Origin of the sequence: Xenorhabdus stockiae (genome assembly GCF_002632825.1) — a bacterium.
In the GTDB taxonomy this organism is placed as follows: domain Bacteria; phylum Pseudomonadota; class Gammaproteobacteria; order Enterobacterales; family Enterobacteriaceae; genus Xenorhabdus; species Xenorhabdus stockiae.
The window spans coordinates 19,536-38,750 of record NZ_NJAJ01000012.1; the positions used below are offsets into that span (position 1 = coordinate 19,536).

General features: G+C 43.2%; 14 protein-coding genes. 11 read left to right on the plus strand and 3 right to left on the minus strand.

The genetic code is table 11. From position 1 onward, the window contains the following. Positions 1 to 5: 5 nt before the first annotated feature. Together rtxC and rtxH are read right to left on the minus strand one after the other, a co-directional pair. The gene (gene rtxC, locus Xsto_RS07815) at positions 6 to 467 is read right to left on the minus strand and encodes an RTX toxin-activating lysine-acyltransferase RtxC (RefSeq protein WP_099109068.1); all 462 of its coding nucleotides are present in this window, start codon (positions 465 to 467) and stop codon (positions 6 to 8) included. A 24-nt stretch (positions 468 to 491) separates the two neighbouring features. Beyond that, entirely contained in the window at positions 492 to 857 is a 366-nt protein-coding gene (rtxH, locus tag Xsto_RS07820; protein WP_099124697.1) for a protein RtxH, read from the minus strand. A gap of 509 nt (positions 858 to 1,366) precedes the next feature. Here rtxH and Xsto_RS07825 point away from each other — a divergent pair. The 11 genes from Xsto_RS07825 to fur all read left to right on the plus strand — a co-directional run bounded on the left by Xsto_RS07825 (position 1,367) and on the right by fur (position 16,275). After that, positions 1,367 to 3,523: a peptidase domain-containing ABC transporter gene (locus Xsto_RS07825; RefSeq protein WP_099124698.1), complete on the plus strand. Its 2,157-nt coding sequence runs from the start codon at positions 1,367 to 1,369 to the stop codon at positions 3,521 to 3,523. Further along, entirely contained in the window at positions 3,516 to 4,871 is a 1,356-nt protein-coding gene (locus tag Xsto_RS07830) for an HlyD family type I secretion periplasmic adaptor subunit (protein ID WP_099109065.1), read from the plus strand. Before Xsto_RS07825 ends, Xsto_RS07830 begins: the two co-directional genes overlap by 8 nt. A 2-nt stretch (positions 4,872 to 4,873) precedes the next feature. After that, positions 4,874 to 7,018, plus strand: coding sequence for a type I secretion system permease/ATPase (locus Xsto_RS07835; protein ID WP_099124699.1), 2,145 nt, complete (start codon positions 4,874 to 4,876; stop codon positions 7,016 to 7,018). A 110-nt stretch (positions 7,019 to 7,128) separates the two neighbouring features. Next, positions 7,129 to 8,121 carry a GlxA family transcriptional regulator gene (locus Xsto_RS07840; protein WP_099124700.1) on the plus strand — a complete coding sequence of 331 codons (993 nt, stop codon included), beginning with the start codon at positions 7,129 to 7,131 and terminating at the stop codon, positions 8,119 to 8,121. A gap of 145 nt (positions 8,122 to 8,266) precedes the next feature. Next, positions 8,267 to 9,220 carry an Rpn family recombination-promoting nuclease/putative transposase gene (locus Xsto_RS07845; protein WP_099124701.1) on the plus strand — a complete coding sequence of 318 codons (954 nt, stop codon included), beginning with the start codon at positions 8,267 to 8,269 and terminating at the stop codon, positions 9,218 to 9,220. Between the two features lie 209 nt (positions 9,221 to 9,429). Beyond that, positions 9,430 to 10,536, plus strand: a complete 1,107-nt coding sequence (locus Xsto_RS07850; protein ID WP_099124702.1) for an efflux RND transporter periplasmic adaptor subunit — start codon at positions 9,430 to 9,432, stop codon at positions 10,534 to 10,536. 1 nt (position 10,537) lies between these two features. After that, a complete protein-coding gene (locus Xsto_RS07855; protein WP_099111131.1) occupies positions 10,538 to 13,651 on the plus strand; it encodes an efflux RND transporter permease subunit in 3,114 nt (1,037 codons plus the stop codon). Positions 13,652 to 13,696: 45 nt separating this feature from the next. After that, entirely contained in the window at positions 13,697 to 14,287 is a 591-nt protein-coding gene (locus tag Xsto_RS07860) for a TetR/AcrR family transcriptional regulator (RefSeq protein ID WP_099111132.1), read from the plus strand. Positions 14,288 to 14,494: 207 nt separating this feature from the next. Then, positions 14,495 to 14,785, plus strand: a complete 291-nt coding sequence (ybfE, locus tag Xsto_RS07865) for a LexA regulated protein (protein WP_099111133.1) — start codon at positions 14,495 to 14,497, stop codon at positions 14,783 to 14,785. A gap of 174 nt (positions 14,786 to 14,959) precedes the next feature. After that, positions 14,960 to 15,493 carry a flavodoxin FldA gene (gene fldA, locus Xsto_RS07870; RefSeq protein WP_086956021.1) on the plus strand — a complete coding sequence of 178 codons (534 nt, stop codon included), beginning with the start codon at positions 14,960 to 14,962 and terminating at the stop codon, positions 15,491 to 15,493. Between the two features lie 329 nt (positions 15,494 to 15,822). After that, positions 15,823 to 16,275, plus strand: a complete 453-nt coding sequence (gene fur, locus Xsto_RS07875) for a ferric iron uptake transcriptional regulator (RefSeq protein WP_099111135.1) — start codon at positions 15,823 to 15,825, stop codon at positions 16,273 to 16,275. 117 nt (positions 16,276 to 16,392) lie between these two features. Here fur and Xsto_RS07880 read toward each other — a convergent pair whose 3' ends face one another. Further along, complete coding sequence (locus Xsto_RS07880) at positions 16,393 to 19,086, minus strand: beta-N-acetylhexosaminidase (protein ID WP_099124703.1); 2,694 nt, start codon at positions 19,084 to 19,086, stop codon at positions 16,393 to 16,395. Positions 19,087 to 19,215 lie beyond the last annotated feature (129 nt).

Below are 19,215 nucleotides of genomic sequence, written 5' to 3' on the forward strand. Positions count from 1 at the left end.
AAAAATTAAACAGTAAACCACTGTATCCGACGGATACAGCGGTCATTTTTAACATCCAGAATACCCCGGACAGTACAGGCTCTCTGGCCTTTCCAGGCCGCAAATACACGGCGGCGCAAATCCCGGGCGATATCATGTGCATGCCCGAATGGGGCAATCATTTCTGGAAAAAAGATATGCTGACCAGAGCGCCAGTCTTCATGCAATATTTCCCTTTCACCGGAAAGAATTGCAGCGCGGCTGCTGTCAGACAAAAAAGCCCAATTACAAAAAGCAACTGGGCGCTGGTGTTCATCTTCGTAATAGCAAAACTGATTGAGCTGAAATGACGGTAAGATTCGTTGTTGCCATTCGGCAACTAAATAACGGCGATGCAGGGGGGAATGTTGGCAAAGTAACATTACCCCGCCAATGATGGCCTGTATTTCAGTCTGATTCAGGGTTGCCGGTTGATGTGTGATCATCATAATAAAGCAACTATCCGGCTGATTTTATTTTGATTTTTTAGTATTCCGTGCAGCGCGTTTTTCCGGCTGTTCGGCTTCTGCAACTGTATTGTCAGCTTCAGCCGTCGCGGGGCTTTCATTTATTTCCGGCATCGGCAAAAAACCGGCTGCAATCAGCTTATTGATTTCGGCTTCCATACGCGGATCTTCGAGCATACCTTTCACCATAGAAACCATATACATAAAACCGGATGCCGGCATATGGATAACTTGTTTTAACTCCAGTTCCTGATCGTTTTCGGCCAGTACACCATTTGCCATTCGCTTAGGATCCTGACCAACAAAATAAAGAGAGAACACGCCTTTATTGTAATTAACGCTTGAAATTGTTTGAACAAATTTTTCAGACATATCACTATCCATTAAATAAATATTAACCCAATGTTAAAGGTATATTAAATTGAAATAATTAAATGATAAATGAACGCTATACTCCGCAGAATTTCATTTATTATTAAATTCCGTTTTTGCTGTAAATTGATTACAAAAAATCAGTTGGTTAAAGCGTATCAAAAACACCATTACAACATGAGTGAATAATCAGAATGAAGATTTAAAACATACATAAAATTCAACATAATTTGTAATGGCAGACAAAATAAGAGAGAAAAAACAAATAAATTACCGGCCACTCTGATCGAAAATATATCTATTTGCCCTTTAAAATCAACATATAAATATTAAAATGTCTGTTTAGGCACCACATTTTGTCCCAATAACCCACGCTAATATCCACAGTCATAGCAGATAATAATTGTTATTAGATTTATTAAAAATATTTCATCGAGAAATACCACACTCTTTTTCTGGTTGTTTCTTTAATTTGAGTTTTGACTTTCGTTACAAATAGACTTCCATGCATGAATGAAATAGAAAAAACAACATTATCATTAATTAAATTAATAATAATGATATCTAATGGCAAGCCCTCGGTTATATCTGATAAAAACATAAATAATAATGATGATTACCCTGCCGCTTTAAATAAATTAAAGAAAGAACACAATGTATCCATTAAAAATAAGCGTTCAATAAAGAAAAAAATTAACACATTATCTTTACCGGCAATTCTGTTTGACAATAATGGAAATCCTTTTATTTTAGCAAAATGCGATGAACATCGCGTGCTAATACAAAAGCCACATCAGGAAAAACCGGAAATATTGGATAAGAAAGATTTTATCAATTTATGGAACGGTCATTGGCTTAAAATAAAACAAAACAGTAGCCAATTTAATATCCACTGGTTCATTCCCGAATTTGTCAGACAGAAAAAAAATCTGGCTGAAATACTGTTATTTTCTTTCGTCTTGCAGATTTTAGCCCTGATCTCCCCCTTATTCATTCAGGTTGTGATGGATAAGGTATTAGTACATCAGGCTCTATCCACACTGGATGTACTGGTATTCGGACTGGTATTTGCCGGAATTACTGAAGTTGTCCTGAGAGGGCTGCGGGAGTATCAGTATTCCCATACTGCCAACCGGATTGATATCAAACTGGGGCTGAAACTGGTTCAACATCTGTTTGGCCTGCCTTTACTGTTTTTCAAAACCCGTCAGGTGGGCGCGATTGTCACTCGGGTACGGGAGCTGGAAACCATCCGGGAATTTTTAACAGGGTCGATGTTTACATTATGCATTGATGTCCTGTTTATGTTTGTTTTCATTTATGTTATGAGCCTGATTTCCGGCACGTTAACCCTGATTTTCCTGATTACCATCCCCTTCTATGCCCTGCTGGCATGGTGGGTTACACCGAAACTCGAAAAATCGGTAGAAAAACAGTTCACTCATGCGGCGCTCAATACGTCATTTCTGACGGAAACTGTCGCAGGGGCTGAAACGCTGAAAAGCCTCGCAGCAGAGCCACGTTTCATCCGCCGCTGGGACAGCCAGACTGAAAATATGGTCAGTACCAGTTATGAAGTTCAGCAATGGGATAACCGTTCCAGCCATCTGGTTATGCTGTTACAGAAAGTCACCAGTGCCGTTATTATCTGGCTTGGCGCATCCGAAGTCCTCTCCCTGCATATGACTATTGGTCAGTTGATTGCCTTTAATATGATGGTTAATCATACCCAACAGCCGTTAGCCAAACTGGTTCAGCTCTGGGGGCAATTTATCCGTACCCGGATTGCCGTCGATAAGCTGGCAGATATGCTGAATTTACCGACAGAGCAGCAGTCTGTTGCAAAACAATCTGTCGCAAAGCAATCCGTAGAAAAACAGGCAGAGAAGAAACAGGTGGCACTAACCGGTGCTATTTCCTTCTCTGATGTCGTTTTCCGTTATCAGCCTGATATTCCTCCGACCATTAACCATTTCACGCTGGATATCAGGGCAGGAGAAACCCTTGGCGTTGTTGGTACATCTGGTTCCGGTAAAAGTACCCTCGCCCGTCTGTTACTGCGCCTGTATACCCCGGAGCATGGAACAATCAGGCTGGATGGTATTCCGCTACAACAACTGGATACGGAATCATTAAGGCAACAGGCCGGGATCGTGTTACAGGAAAATTTCCTGTTCAATAAAACCGTCAAGGAAAATATTGCCCAATCACGGCCTGACGCACCGCTGTCTGATGTGATTGAGTCTGCAAGGCTGGCAGGCGCACACGATTTTATTCTTAAACTGCCGTTAGGGTATGACACGGTTATCGCAGAAGGTGGTCAGTCACTGTCAGGCGGGCAGCGACAACGTCTGGCGATTGCCAGAACCCTGCTCTCCGATCCGCGAATTTTGATCCTCGATGAAGCCACCAGCGCGCTGGATGATGAATCACAGGCAATTATTCAGACCAATATGGCCGGTATTGCTCAGGGAAGAACTGTCATCACTATCGCACACCGGCTCTCCACAGTACGTCAGTGCGACCGGATTATTGTGCTGCATCACGGCCAGATCATCGAACAGGGCAGCCATGAACAGCTTTTACAGCATGGCGGGCATTACCAAAAACTCTGGCAGTTGCAACAGGAACTAAAACAGGAACAGGAGGGTTCTTCCCATGTTTAAGGCCATTTTGCGTAAGGGGCTGAAACGCCTGCGTTCTCCTTCTCAACATTACGATTTTTTACCCACGCATCTGGCATTGTCGCAACGCCCGCCTTCGCCGTTTGCCCGCTATACCGCAATCGCACTCAGTATCGGTGTACTGGTACTTCTGCTGTGGGCTTATCTGGGAAAACTGGATGTTCAAGCCACGGCAACCGGGCGCCTGATCGTCTCCGGCCGTTCACAGGTGATTCAGGCCTATGAACAGAGCCGTCTGGCGATTATCCATGTCACCAACGGGCAGCACGTTGAAAAAGGGGCAGAACTGCTGACACTGAATACACTTGGTGTCAATCAGGACATTACACGTATGCTTGAACAGCGTGAATATCTCACCGAAGAAAAGATCCGTTATCAGGCATTGCTGGATAATCACGCCCCTGAATCCTCCGCACTTTTTCAGCAACAATCGGCCATCAGCCAGAAAAAAATCCTGACGCATTACCAGCATGAAAAGCAGGAATTCGATGCGGTTGTAACCAATATTTATGCTGAAATGAATGTCAATCTCTCTTCACAGAAAGCCAAAGAGAATGATATTCAGGCGCTGAGCAACCTGCGCCAGAATATCACCCAGCGCTTACAAGCCAGAAAGACATTAAGCCAGCAGCAGGTTATCAGCCGGGTGGAATATCTGGAGCAAGAAAAGGAGTTTCTGGAGACGGAACGGCTGCTGACGCAACAAAGGGCGGAACTCGGCGTCCTGATGACGCAGAACAAAAGTCTGGAAGAACGACTGAAGAGTCTGAAAACGCAAAAAGATCGCGAATGGTTTGAAAAAATCAAGCAGGCGGATATGCAGCTATCTGTACTGAAACAAGAGCTGTCAAAAATGAAAGAACGGGAAGAGCTTTCAGTCGTTCGCTCTCCGGTAACAGGCACCGTCCAGCAGTTGAGCGTCCATACTCTTGGGGCAGTGCTGCAACCGGCACAAAATCTGATGGTGATTGTTCCTGACGACCATATACAACTGGCAGAAATCCAGATCCTGAATAAAGACGTTGGTTTTATCCGTCCGGGGCAACAGGTTACCGTAAAAGTCGATGCTTTCCCTTATACCCGCTATGGCACTATTGAAGGCAGATTGTTAAGTGTTTCCCGCGATTCCACGGTAGATGAACGGCTGGGGCTGGTGTTTCCGGCGCAAATCAGTCTCAATCAGAACAATATTATGGTTGACGGCAAACCGGTTGAACTTACGGCAGGGATGTCAATTGTTGCGGATATCAAAACCGACCAACGACGAGTGATTGATTACCTGCTCAGCCCGATTCGCGAATATCAATCTGAAGCGCTGAGGGAAAAATAATCATGGTAAATATTTTTTCCGATAACCGTTTTTCAGGTACAGATGGCACTGATACAGAAAATCATGTCAATAATCATGCTATTGAGTGTGCCGTCTGGCTGGGAAAACAATTTCATAAAGTTGCCGATGCCGGGCAATTGCATCATGCCTTGGGGCTGGATTCGCTGGAACTGACGGACTGGCAGCTACGGGAAGCAGTGGATGCCATCGGGCTGCACAGTAAGTTTGATTCTCTGTCAGCAGAAACTGCATCTACTCTGCCACTGCCTGCATTGATTGAGCTGGAACATTGCTGGTGGGTATTGCTGAGTATTAATGCAGACCGTTTCACCGTACTCAATCCCATTACGGGAGAACAAAAAATACATGATTTGTGTGGTCAATATAAGATCCTGCTGGTCGCTGAAAAAAACCTGACTAAAAAACACGTCAAATTTGGCCTGAGCTGGTTTTACCCTTCCATTTTCAGGCAGAAAAAACAGTTAAAGGATATTTTTCTGCTGGCTATTGTCTTGCAGCTTTTTGCACTGGCCGCACCTTTACTGTTTGAAAATATCATTGATAAAGTATTAGTCGGGCGCAGCCTTTCCAGCCTGCATGTTCTCGGTCTGGCAATGCTGGCGCTCGCCATTGCGGAACCTCTGTACGGGTTTATGCGTAATACCGTATTCGGGCATATGGCAAGCCAAATCAATGCGGAACTTTCCGGTCGGCTTTACCGTCATCTGGTAGGGCTGCCCCTGCCCTATTTCAAACAGCGTCAGACAGGGCAAATCATCGCCCGCGTCAGAGAAATGGCTCAGATCCGCCAGTTTCTGACCGGTTCTACCCTGATGTTATTACTCGACCTGATCTTCATTGTGCTGTTCCTTGGCGTCATGTTCCATTACTCCAGCCTGCTGACGTGGATTGTCACCGGATCACTGGTTCTCTATTTCCTGCTCTGGGTAACCGTCGGCCCGATTATCCGGCATAAAGTGGAAGCAGAATATGAAGCCGATGCTCAGGCAACCAGTTTCCTGACTGAAGCCGTTACCGGTATTGAGACCATCAAAACCACAGCAACAGAAAAGCGCTTTCTGCATCAATGGCAGGCCGTACTCAGCCGGCAGTTAATCCAGCGTTTTTCCGCCCAGAAAAGCGGGCTTGCCGCTGGGCAAGGGATCGCACTTATCCAGAAAATTGTCGCCGCATTATTATTGTGGTGGGGTGTCAAAAGTGTGCTGGCAGGAGAACTCTCTCCCGGAGAACTCATTGCCTTTAATATGCTGGCCGGGCATGTCACTCAGCCAATTCTGCGTCTGGCACAGGTATGGCAGGATTTTCAACATACACTGATTGCCCTGAGACGTGTCGGCGATATTCTTGATGAGCCGATGGAAAACAGTAAACAAGGGTTAGTTTCTTCCCCTGAACTGGCCGGACAGATTGAATTTAAAAATATTCGTTTCCGCTATCATGAGGATACTCCTGAAGTACTGGCGAACCTGTCACTATCAATCAGTGCGGGGGAGTTTATCGGGATTACCGGGCCATCCGGCTCAGGAAAAAGCACTCTGACCCGTTTATTACAGCGCCTCTATATACCACAACATGGTCAGGTTCTGGTGGATGGCATGGATTTGGCTATTGCAGATCCGGTATCGCTGCGACGCAACATGAGCGTGGTTTTACAGGAAAGCATCCTGTTTTCCGGCAGCATTGCCGACAATATCCGACTGTGTAAACCCAATGCCACCGATGAAGAACTGTATCGCGCTGCGACTCTGGCCGGTGCCATCGATTTCATCAATCAGTTTCCCCATAAATTCGCTCATCCGGTCGGGGAAAAAGGCGGTAATCTGTCCGGCGGCCAGCGGCAACGTATCGCTCTGGCAAGGGCATTACTGAATGACCCCAAAATCCTGATCCTGGATGAAGCAACCTCTGCACTGGATTATGAATCCGAAGCCGCCATTATGAGTAATATGGATGAGATCCGCCAGAACAGGACTATTATCAGTATTGCCCACCGGCTGAATACGCTTCGTCATGCAGATAAAATATTCGTGTTAGATCAGGGAAAAATTATTGAATCCGGTTCACATGCCGACTTGTTACAACAAAATGGGCTTTATGCTCAACTCTGGCATCAGCAGACTGAGTGATTATTACGGCAGGAAATTCATTGAAGATGTGGATTGTTTCATCTTAAAATTAATTTCATAACGAAATTAACACAGCATTGTAAGATGTTCTTAAGGAAGAGAATACGACTATGAAACAAATCTCTATCACGGCCCTGGTTTTTTCACATTCATCAGTCACATCGGTTACCATGCCGATCGAAATACTGACTATTGCCGCCAATGCTATTGGCGGCCCCAATCCTCACGTTCATATTATTTCCCCCTCTCTTCAGAAAATGGATGAAATCCATGATAGGCTGATTGAATCTATCCCGGTATCTCACAGCAGCCTTTATCAGGTAGAGTATCCTGATCTCATCCTGATAGGCTCACTGGGTTTTCCAAAATGGCAGCCACAACACTGCTCACCGGAAATAATAGACTGGCTTAAAGCGATGGATGAAAAACATATTCCTATCGTTTCCGTATGTTCTGGCACGTTCATGCTGGCAAAAGCCGGTCTACTGACAACAAGTGCAACCATTCATCCCCATTTTTCTGCTGAATTTAAGACGTTATTTCCCCATATTCCCCTGTATATGGATAAAAAAATCACTTGTGACAATAACCGTTTTTGTATTTCCAGCGCTTATGGCACCGCCAGCGCTATGATGAATATTGTCGAGCTACTCTATGGTAAATGTGCCAGAGAGCATTGCGCGCATTTTCTGTTCGGGGAAAACGAAAACCAAAGTTCGTATGATTCGGTCAGCTTTGTTCCTTACCGTCAGCATTCTGATCTGCTCATTCACAAGTTACAGGACTGGATGCACGCTTTCCCTTCTGAGATTTTATCCGTCGCTGATTTAGCCAGTAAAATTCATCTTTGTGAACGGCAGATGAAACGCAGATTCAAAATTGCTACAGGACAAACCCCCATCCAGTATATTCAGAAAATACGGTTATCACAGGCCAAACACTGGCTGGAAAAGTCACAAAAAACCATTGAAGAGATCAGCCATGAGGTGGGTTATGAAGATACCCGTTATTTCAGAGAGTTGTTTAAACGCTGTAATGGCCTGACGCCCAAAGAGTATCGACAGAGATATCACCATCATACTGGTCGATTTTCGGTTGATTGATTTTTACCACTAAGATTATCGAAATACATAAGTAAATGGCTATAATTAACCATGTAAGCTGATTAATTACATTGTGTTATTACCTTGATATCTGAGTTTCTTGTGCTGTACACTGGGTGTGGGAATCATTTTTTGATAAAAAAACATGAAGAATAAAAAGACCATCCCCACACCTCATGATGCTGCGTTCAAAGGATTCATGGCTCAGATTGAAAATGCCCGTGATTTTTTTGACATTCATCTACCGGAAAAAATTAAGAAGCTATGCGATTTTAATACGTTAAAGCTGACTAACTCTTCATTTATTGATCGTCAGTTACGGTCAAAAATGTCTGATGTGCTTTATTCAGTGAAAACCCAACAGGGTGACGGTTATCTCTATGTATTGGTTGAACACCAGTCCACACCGGATAAAATGATGGCATGGCGCATGATGCACTACGCTTTTATGGCTATGAATCAGCACTTGCAGCAGGGAAATAAAGAATTACCACTGGTTGTGCCGGTTTTGTTTTATCATGGAGATACTAGTCCTTATCCGTTCCAGCAAACATGGACACAATGCTTTTCATTGCCAGAACTGGCTAACGAGATGTATTTCAATCCATTTCCGCTAGTGGATGTAACGGTGATTGATGATAACGAATTGGTTAGCCATCGCAAAATCGCTGTGATCGAACTGGCAATGAAACATAAGAATTTGCGGGAAAGAGTTAAAGCTGTGACTACGTTATTGGCACAGGCTCTTAAGCACAATTATAATAGTGACAATGATGTCGTTACTATTCTTAACTACCTGTTTGTCACGCTAGATTCACCACATTTTGAACAGGTGCTTCAACAACTGATTGAACAGGCAGACAACCATCAGGAGGCGATTGTGAATATAGCACAGCGATTACAGGAAAAAGGCCGGGAAGAAGGTATTCAACAGGGCATGGTACAAGGCATACAACAAGGTATGGAGCAAGGCATCCAGAAAGGTGAAAAACAAGCTTCAATTAACATTGCCCGAAACCTCTTAAAAAACGGTGCCAGTATTGAACTGGTTATGAAAAGCACTGGTCTCAGCCGCGAAGAACTTCTGTCCTTGCAATAACCCTTTTTCTCTTTTGTTCTCTTATCTGTTTTTTAGCCCCGGTAAGAGAACAAAAACACCAATTCCATACACAAATTATAGTTAATTTCGTGCGAAGCAATCCAGATTAGAATGTGGTTAAAATGTTTGCGCTCAATTTTTAGATAGACTAATCTATCTAAAAATATAGGCGCTAATTTAAGCATTCTGCTCATTAGTAAGGACGATAAATGGCAAGAAATTTGTTACCCCTTCTTGGCTTTTGTTTTTCTATTCTCATTTTCAATACAAACGCCCAGACATCCACGGAACAGATGTATGTTTCAACCACAACAATCCAGTCTGTTCCCTTTGTTCCCACCGTTAATATATTAGGGTCTATCGTCGCCAAAAATGAGGTTGTCATCAGCCCTGCGCTAACTCAACTTATCATTACGCATGTTTTGGTCGAAGAAGGTGATCATGTCAAACAAGGGGATGTTCTGGCTATGCTGGAAACGCCCATTCAGGATGAAAAAGTCAGGCAGGCCAGCGCGAAACTCGAACAATCACTGTCCCTGATAAAACAGAACGAAGCTGTAAACAATCAGGCACAATCTGAACTGAGGCGAGTAAAACCGCTGATCAGCACAGGCGTAATTTCAGCCAGTGAATTTGAAAGATATAAAATGGAAGCAAACTCCGCACTGGCCGCCCTAAATGCAGCAAAAGCTGAGTATCGCCAATTACAGGCTCTATTACAGGAAGAAAAAAGCCAGCGGGCCAAAACAACGATCCTTGCCCCTAATGATGGGGTTATCAGTGAACGCATCGCAACAGTGGGGATGACCACCGATAATAATTACCTGTTTAAACTTATCGCTGATAATCAGTACGAATTTTCTGCTGAAGCCTATATCACCGAATTAAAGCAGATTCGGGGCGGTTTCCCCACAACAATAACGCTCACTGAAGGTGAAAAAATAACGGGTAAAGTCAGGTATATTTCGCCCAAAATTAATCCAATCACTCAGATAGGAACTATCAGGATCGCTCTTGAAAATGTTCCCGCAGATATCAGACCAGGTGATTTCGGTTATGCTTTCTTTCAGTTTAAGACAGAAAATATTAATGCCATTCCTTATAGTGCAGTTAATATTACCAACGGAAATAAAGCCAGTGTCTTTATTGTTGGTAAAAAAAATGTGGTCGAGAAGAAACAACTTAATATAGGACGTATTTTTGGTAATTGGGTGGAAATAAAATCAGGGTTATCAGCAAACGATAAAGTTGTTATTTCTGCATCTCCATTCTTACAGGAGATGGATACCGTTTCTATTAAGCCACAGGGAAAATAAAATGAAGTTTCAATTATCAGAATGGGCCATCAGAAAGCCAATTCCCACCATTGTTATTTTCCTGGCTCTGACAATTGCCGGGTTATTCTCTTTCTCTGAGTTACCCATTAATGCCAATCCGGTGATTAATTTCCCGATAGTGACTGTCACTGCTGCACAAAATGGGGCTTCTCCTTCCGAAATGGAGAATGCCGTTACCAAGCCTATTGAACGGGCAGTTTCTGGTTTACCCGGTATCAGGCATATTAACTCAACCATTACTGATGGTGTCTCTATTACTATTGTTGAATTTAATTTGACCGTTGATCCCAATGTCGCCGTTAATGATATTCGGGAACAAATCACCCAAATACGGGCAGAATTACCACAAACTATAGATGAGCCTCTGATAAATCGTATTGATGTAGAGGGAGGCTCTATTCTGAATTACGCTGTTCAGTCAAAGGACAAAAGCCTGACTGAATTATCCTGGTTTGTAGATGACAAATTAAGTAAACATTTATTAACTATTCCCGGCGTACAAAAGGTCAGCCGCTCTGGAGGCACAAGCAGAGAAATATTAGTTGAACCTGATCCGGTGAAACTGGCTGCATTAAAAATCAGTGTTGCAGATATTAACCGGTTATTACTCCAGAGTAATGTTAATATCCCCGGCGGAAAAATGGTTATCGCCGGTCAGAATCATGCTATCCGTATTTTAGGTGCCAAAAATCAAATTGATTATTTACGTCAATTAAAATTCCCATTAGATAATAATAACTGGGTAACACTGGGTGATATTGCCACAATTAAAGATTCACATGCAGAAACAAATACTATTGCACGCCTGAATGGTGAACCTGTTATTGGTTTTGCAATCTTCCGCACCAAAGGCTCAAGTGATACTGTAGTTGAAAAAGGGGTCACACAGGCATTAAACAAAATTGAAAAAGAGTACCCTGATATTAATATCAAACTCGTTTCATCAAATGTGAAATACACCGTAGCCAGTTATAATGCCACTATGCAAACACTGATCGAAGGTGCAATATTAACGGTCATTGTTGTGTTCTTCTTTCTGAAAAGCTGGCGGGCAACATTAATTGCTGCAATTGCCCTGCCGTTATCTATCTTGCCTACTTTTATTATTCTGCATTTATTTGGCTACACATTAAACAGCATCACACTATTAGCATTAACGCTGGTGATCGGAATTTTAGTGGATGATGCGATAGTCGAAATAGAGAATATAGAAAAATATATCGAAAGAGGTGAAAGACCCTATATTGCCGCTATCAAAGCATCTAATGCTATCGGGTTTGCCATCATCGCGATTACGATTACGATTGTTGCCGTTTTTCTACCGGTCAGTTTTGTCGGTGGTTTTGTCGGCCAGTATTTTGTGCCTTTCGGCGTTACTGTTTCAGCCGCTGTTTTATCATCTCTGTTAGTTGCCAGACTGGTCACTCCACTGATGTCTGCTTACCTGTTATTACCGAAAAAGGCATCGGCTAAAAAAGCATTATCAGAAAAACATAGCGAAGCAGATAAAGTCAGGACACCTGAGTGGATCAACAAATATGTTACCATTCTCGATAAAACACTCAGATTTCGTAAAACAGCTTTGGCCCTAGCCCTTATTTTCCTTTTTGGTTCATTAAGCCTGCTTGAGCTATTGCCCTCCGGTTTTTTACCTAAATCAGATATCAGTATCGCTAAAGTAGATATTGAAGTCCCTCCCGGAACACAGGTAGCCAAAAGTGATGAACTGTTACAGAAAATTATTAAGCAGTTTAAAGACCGGCCAGAAATTGTAGATATTTTTTCTATCGCAGGGGTTGAAGGAACAGCCGGGGATATCAGTCAGAATAAAAGTACTATTATTATTAACTTAGTGCCGATTAATGAGCGGAAATTGTCACAAAAGGAGTTTGAAGAATCATTAGCACCTATTTTGAGTGCAACACCAGATATTCGGTATAATTTTGGCAGCGGTAGCGGCAATAGGGATGTTTCAATTGTTTTAGCCAGTGACTACCCGGAGATTCTTTCTCAGACAATACAGCAGCTACGTCAGGAAATGATGCAGTTAAACGGATTAAAGAATGTTCAGATCCTACAACCGTTACCCAGACGAGAAATTATCATCACCCCCAATATTGCGGAAGCAGCCAGAGCGGGTGTAACAACCGATGCGATTGGCGCTGTCATTAAAACCGCCACCATTGGTGAAACCAGCGCCAATACCGCAAAATTTAATTTACCTGACAGGCAGGTGCCACTCCGCGTTTTATTGGCTAAAGAGGACAGGGATAGTCTGGCCGTGCTGCGTAATATGTATGTCAGCAGTACATCAGGAGTGAATGTCCCGATTAAATCTGTTGCAGATATTACCTTCAGCTCAGGGCCTGATGCCATAGAACGCATCTCCAGACAACGTAAGGCCGTGATTGAAGCAGACCTTGACGGCATTGCTATCGGAACCGCATTAGAGCAGATTAATCAGTTATCCACGCTGGAAAAATTACCGCCGGAAGTCAAAAGGATTGAGTATGGTGATGTTGAATACATGAATGAGATGTTCGAACGTTTTTTCACCACCATAATGCTCAGTATCCTGATGGTTCTGGCTATCCTGATTATTCTGTTCAAAGATTTCTTACAGCCTCTCACCATTCTGGTTGCCCTGCCGTTCGCTATCGGTGGTGCTATTATCGCTTTGCTTCTTTACAATGCTACGATTGATATGCCCGTTATCATCGGTTTTTTAATGTTGATGGGCATTGTCAGCAAAAATTCAATCTTACTGGTTGAGTTTATTCTCGAAAAATCTCGCTCTGGCATGTCACGCAATGATGCCATCATTCAGGCAGGGAAAGAGCGCGTCAGGCCGATCATCATGACAACAATTGCCATGATTGCCGGCATGATCCCTCTGGTTCTGACCAGTGGTGCGGATACCAATTTCCGTGCTCCTATGGCTATCGCCGTCATTGGCGGGTTACTCAGCTCAACTTTACTCAGTTTGTTGTTTGTGCCCGTTATTTATAGCTATATGGATGATTTTAAAAAATATATCATTCCACGTCTCAGGAAATTGTCATCGGTAACAAAAGACGATCTTAATTATCACTGATATGAATCGATCTGATTCTGTACCCAGCCTTTGGAGGAATATAAGGTGAAAAAACAGACCGAAAAACAGCGGGAAAAACGTAAGCATATTCTTGATGCAGCCATCTCCTGTTTTATCGAAAAAGGATTTCATGCAACATCGACAGCAGAAATTTGTAAAACGGCTGGTATGAGTCCCGGAAACCTGTTTCATTATTACCCGACCAAAAATGCCATTATTGAAGCTATTGCAGAAGAAGATAGCCATGACTACGATGAGATTCTGGCTGCCTGTTATGATGAAAATTCAGTGACCGTGACTATCGAAAAGTTGTTAGCAAAGCTGGTAGAGCTCTATAACGAACCCGGCTATGCCCGGCTCAGTATCGAAATTATTGCTGAGGCCAGCCGGAATCCGGCTATTAATAAGATATTTACCGAAAATGAGAAAAAAGTCCGCGAACATTTAACCCGGCTAATCAGCAAAGGCATTGAAAATGGGGAAATTGATAAACAAATTAATGCTGAACAGGCCGCTTCCTGGCTGATGATTACCGTTGATGGTTCCATCGGCAGGCAAATCATGGAACCTGATTTTACATGGCAGCAAAATCTTGATTCTTTTACCTATATGATACGAAAGGTTTTTATGCCGTAATCCCCGTATCCATGTACTGATTAAGGAAATGACCTTAATCAGTACAAATGGTTCCTTTTCTGCTTTATCTGTTTCACGATACTTTATTAACCACTATTGTTATACCCAATCCTGATAATCTCTCCTATCAACCAGTAGCGACACGCGCCCAGCTAAGGTATCATTGCCGGCTATATTATTGGTACACGCCCTTTATCAATTGAATTTATGGCAAAAGAACAAACTGATCGCACCACACTGGATTTGTTCGCAGATGAACGCAGGCCTGGGCGACCTAAAACAAGTCCGCTGTCCAGAGATGAACAGCTTAGGATCAATAAACGTAATCAGCTGCGCCGGGATAAAGTCAAAGGACTTCGCCGGGTGGAGCTAAAACTTAATGAAGATGCTGTCGATGCACTGAATCATCTGGCAAAACAGCGCAATATCAGCCGCAGTGAATTGATTGAACAGATGTTGCTGGCTCAGTTAGCAACAGAAAATAACCTTACCAATTAACGGCTTTAATTCAACAGCGTGATACGGCGCTACCACACAAATCTGACAGACTTGTCACTGATGTTTGGTCAAAATAAAGTTTTTTCGTTTATTAAAACTGATATTTTTCTCCTGCTGATTTCAGCGTGACGTGTATAGCTTAACTACATATAAAACAAGAGGTTAATCCACTTTATGGCAATAATAGGTATATTCTTCGGCAGCGACACTGGCAACACAGAGAACATTGCCAAAATGATCCAAGAAAAACTGGGCGGTGCTGATGTTGCGGAAGTCCACGATATTGCCAAAAGCAGCAAAGAAGATCTTGAAGCTTTCGATATCCTGCTGCTAGGCATTCCAACCTGGTATTACGGCGAAACCCAATGTGACTGGGATGACTTTCTCCCGACACTGGAGGAAATCAATTTTGAAGGAAAATTGGTTGCCTTGTTCGGCTGCGGTGATCAGGAAGATTATGCAGAGTATTTCTGTGATGCTATGGGCACCATTCGCGATGTCATCGAACCTCGTGGTGCAATTATCGTTGGTCACTGGCCAATCGAAGGGTATCACCATGAAGAATCAAAAGGAATGGCAGACGATAAACACTTCATTGGTCTCACCATTGATGAAGATCGCCAGCCAGAACTGACTGATGAACGTGTTGAAACTTGGGTAAAACAGATCACGGCTGAAATGAGCCTGTCAGAAATCCTTGGCGCATAAAATTGTTCTGGCGTCTGATAGACATAAGAAACGTCTTTTGCACAGGATAATTCCTGAATAATGTGTCATGATAACGCGATAGGCATGGTTTTCATTTTCAATATCCATGCCTATAATCTACAACGTGAAACTAAATCATGATTCTCTCACAATAACACCCATAACTTATGGATTTTGAGTCGCATCACGATGGCAAGGGTACTCATCCTCCGGAACATAGAACACTATGTGACAGAAATAAATGAGTACAGCCAACAAAAAGGCGATTTGAAAAACGATGGGTATGTATTGTTAAGTTCACTAAACTCAAGCTACAGGACTGAATCCGCATGACCGACAACAATAAAGCATTGAAAAATGCTGGACTTAAAGTAACACTTCCTCGCCTGAAAATTCTGGAAGTGCTACAGGACCCAGAATGCCATCATGTCAGTGCGGAGGATCTCTACAAAAAACTGATTGATATCGGTGAAGAGATTGGCCTCGCCACTGTCTATCGCGTGTTGAACCAGTTCGATGATGCCGGCATTGTTACACGCCACAATTTTGAAGGCGGTAAATCGGTTTTCGAACTCACTCAACAACATCACCATGACCATCTAATTTGTCTCGACTGCGGTAAAGTGATTGAATTCAGCGATGAATCCATTGAAGAACGTCAGAAAGATATCGCAACACGTTATGGAATCAAGCTGTCAAATCATAGTCTATACCTGTATGGTCACTGCACTACAGGCGATTGTCGCAAAGACGGTTCGTTACATGATGAGAAAGCACGATAAGGAGTCAGCATTTACTGCTACTTCTAGTGTCTGACCCTGTCAGAGAAGCTACTGCCGATTAGCTAAGACTAATCGGCAGGTTGCTTTTGAATATCCTATTAAAAGGCAGCTTTAAGATTACTCAGAGAATACCTCTTCCACCCGGCTGAAACGCTTGCCGTCAGTGCTGACAGAACGAATTTTCACATGACCATTAACATGAGGCCGCTGTCTGTCATCATAAGCTTCCCATGTTTTTCCATCATCTAATGAATACTGAATAGTCAGACCCGGCAAGGCGATATTCGCTTCCAGTATCCCGGAGACAATTCTTGCACCGGGTATCGGCAGACGATACGGAATATGAGCTTTATCCAGTTTAGCCATTTCGCGCTGTCCCATCAGATTAGCAAAATGCAGCCAATCCTTATTAAGCTTATCGGTGTCTACATACCGTGTAATCCCACCTTTATACTCCCTTCCCTGCTGGTAATTCTGCTCCCATTCAGCCTGATGCCATGCCCGTTCCGCCAATGGTAATAAGCGCGGATAAATCATATACTCCATCTGCTCATCAGTACGCACAGTCTCACTCCATGACTGCCCTGACAGCCCATATGCTCCCGGCCAACGTTTACCGCTGTTTGCATTAAAATGGTCTCCGTTGATATCCACTGAAGTTTCAGCGTTTTGTGGCATATTATTGGGTGCAAAACTGAAGATTTTCGCTTCATCATTAAAACGGGAAGCCCAGTAGTAGCCCCGCTCTTTCGGATTGACCTCGTAGGGCATATCCAGATAAACATAATCAGGACTGGAAATAATGACCTGATAGCCTTTATTAGCCCAGTCATTAACAGAATCCGCACCGCCCCAATAAAGCGTATCCCAGAAGTTTACCGCAACATGTCGTGTAGCAAAGTCTTTTGCTGATTTCGCATGTTTCAGTCCGTCCTGCCATGATTGCATCGTATCAATGCCATGTTTATTAACGATTTTACTGACTTCAACCGCAAAATAACTGGACAGTTCATCAACATCTTTGATAATGCCCTCCGCAATCATTTTTTGACAAGCCTGAGATTTTGCCCACGGCTTATCTTCAATTTTCTTATTGATGATCCCTTTACCCGGCTCAATCGGGCCATCTTTATCCTGATATCCCGCGCCCAGACGAATATTTTTCGCTTCATCGCCCCCATAGTGCCATGTTGTCAGTAGTGAGCCGGCTTCTTTATGCATCTCGGCAATTTCACTGATAACTTTGTCAATAAAACGTTTGGAAGAGTCCATACATGGATTCAGATAACTATGGCGATCATAAAACTGTACAGATGTTGTATTTGAGGTATCTGTCGGATCGAGCAGACGATACTCATTAGCTGCCTGTTCTTTTCCTTCTGCCATCAGTTTCTTATAACGGGCTTCCATTGACACCACCGCTGCACGGGCATGAGCCGGAATATCAATCTCCGGGATCACCTCTATCTGACGGGCTTTAGCATATTCCAGAATATCAATGTAATCCTGACGACTGAAGTAACCACTTCCCATATTATTACTATCCGGCCCTGAGCCTAACTGTGGTAGCAGGCACTTTGTCTCACTTAAATCATGGCAGCGTTTACTGCCGATTTCTGTTAGCTCCGGTAAACCGGGAATTTCCAGACGCCAGCCTTCATCATCACTTAAATGGAAATGGAATTTATTCAGCTTATAAGCAGCCATTTGATCCAGCAGGCGCAATACAGCCTCTTTACTATGGAAATTACGCCCGACATCAAGGAACGTGCCACGATACTCAAATCGGGGTGCATCTTGTGCGGTTAATGTGGCAATTTTCGGTACACCATCAGCCGGGATCAGGGAAAACAGCGATTGCAGGCCGTAAAACACGCCGGACTGATCAAAAGCAACTATATGTGCTCCCTTGGGGGTGATATCCAGCGAATAAGCACCTTTCACCCGCCAATCACCTGCAAATTTGTCAGCATTAATTTGCGTTGTAATCAGGTAACCGTTATCGGTTAATTTAATCTTGTGAGCCGCAAAACGATCCCGAATCACCCTGACTGATTGGCCGCTCAATCCTCCCAGTTCCAGTTTTACTCCACGGGACAAATTGACATCCTGTGAGTGGATCGTCACCTTTTTAGGTGTCGGAATAATCTTCCCACGCAATTTATCTTCACTAATTAACACCATCTGACGATTTTTCTCAAAACGGTTTTCAGGTGTCATCAGGACATTATGATCCGTTGTGGTGCGTTTCCACTGCTCTCCCTGAAAAGGAGATAAAAATGCACTCAGATCTTCAGTATCCGTATTTACCAATACCTTAGGAATGGCATCACCGGATGTGGCATACCAGCGCGGCATAAAATCAGTGCTATAAATCTGCCAGTATTCTCCAATAATTGGCAGTATGATTTTTTCATTCGCTCTGATGCCCCTGAATTTTTCAGTCGGTTCCAGCCTATGCAAATCCCCTGTGATGTGAGTGATTTTATATTGCTCATGATCAATTCTGAGGATTTGGCGGATACTGTGAAAATAGAGTGACCAATCCGCAGAATCAATATTCTGATCACCATTAGTCAATATGATATTAACCCGATTACAAGCTGCCCAGTCTGCACCTAAAATGGCGCAATTAGTCCCGTGTGCTCCGGCCTGATTGTCTACGATACTGAAATTCACATTTAATTTGCTGAGTGAATCCACTACCTGCTGTGATGTCATTTCCGTACGAATGTTTTCTGCACAAGCACCCGCAGTGAACCCTGCCGCCATGAGAAATGCTGCCAAAGTATGTAATTTAATGCTTTTCATTAATAATGACCTCGTCCGAGTTTATTTTTTCGCCCAGAACAAAAGGCTGTTTCTGACATATTAAAATGCGTTTAAACAACATGTTATGAACAACATCATTTAAGTAATATGGCTTCAATAACACGATTT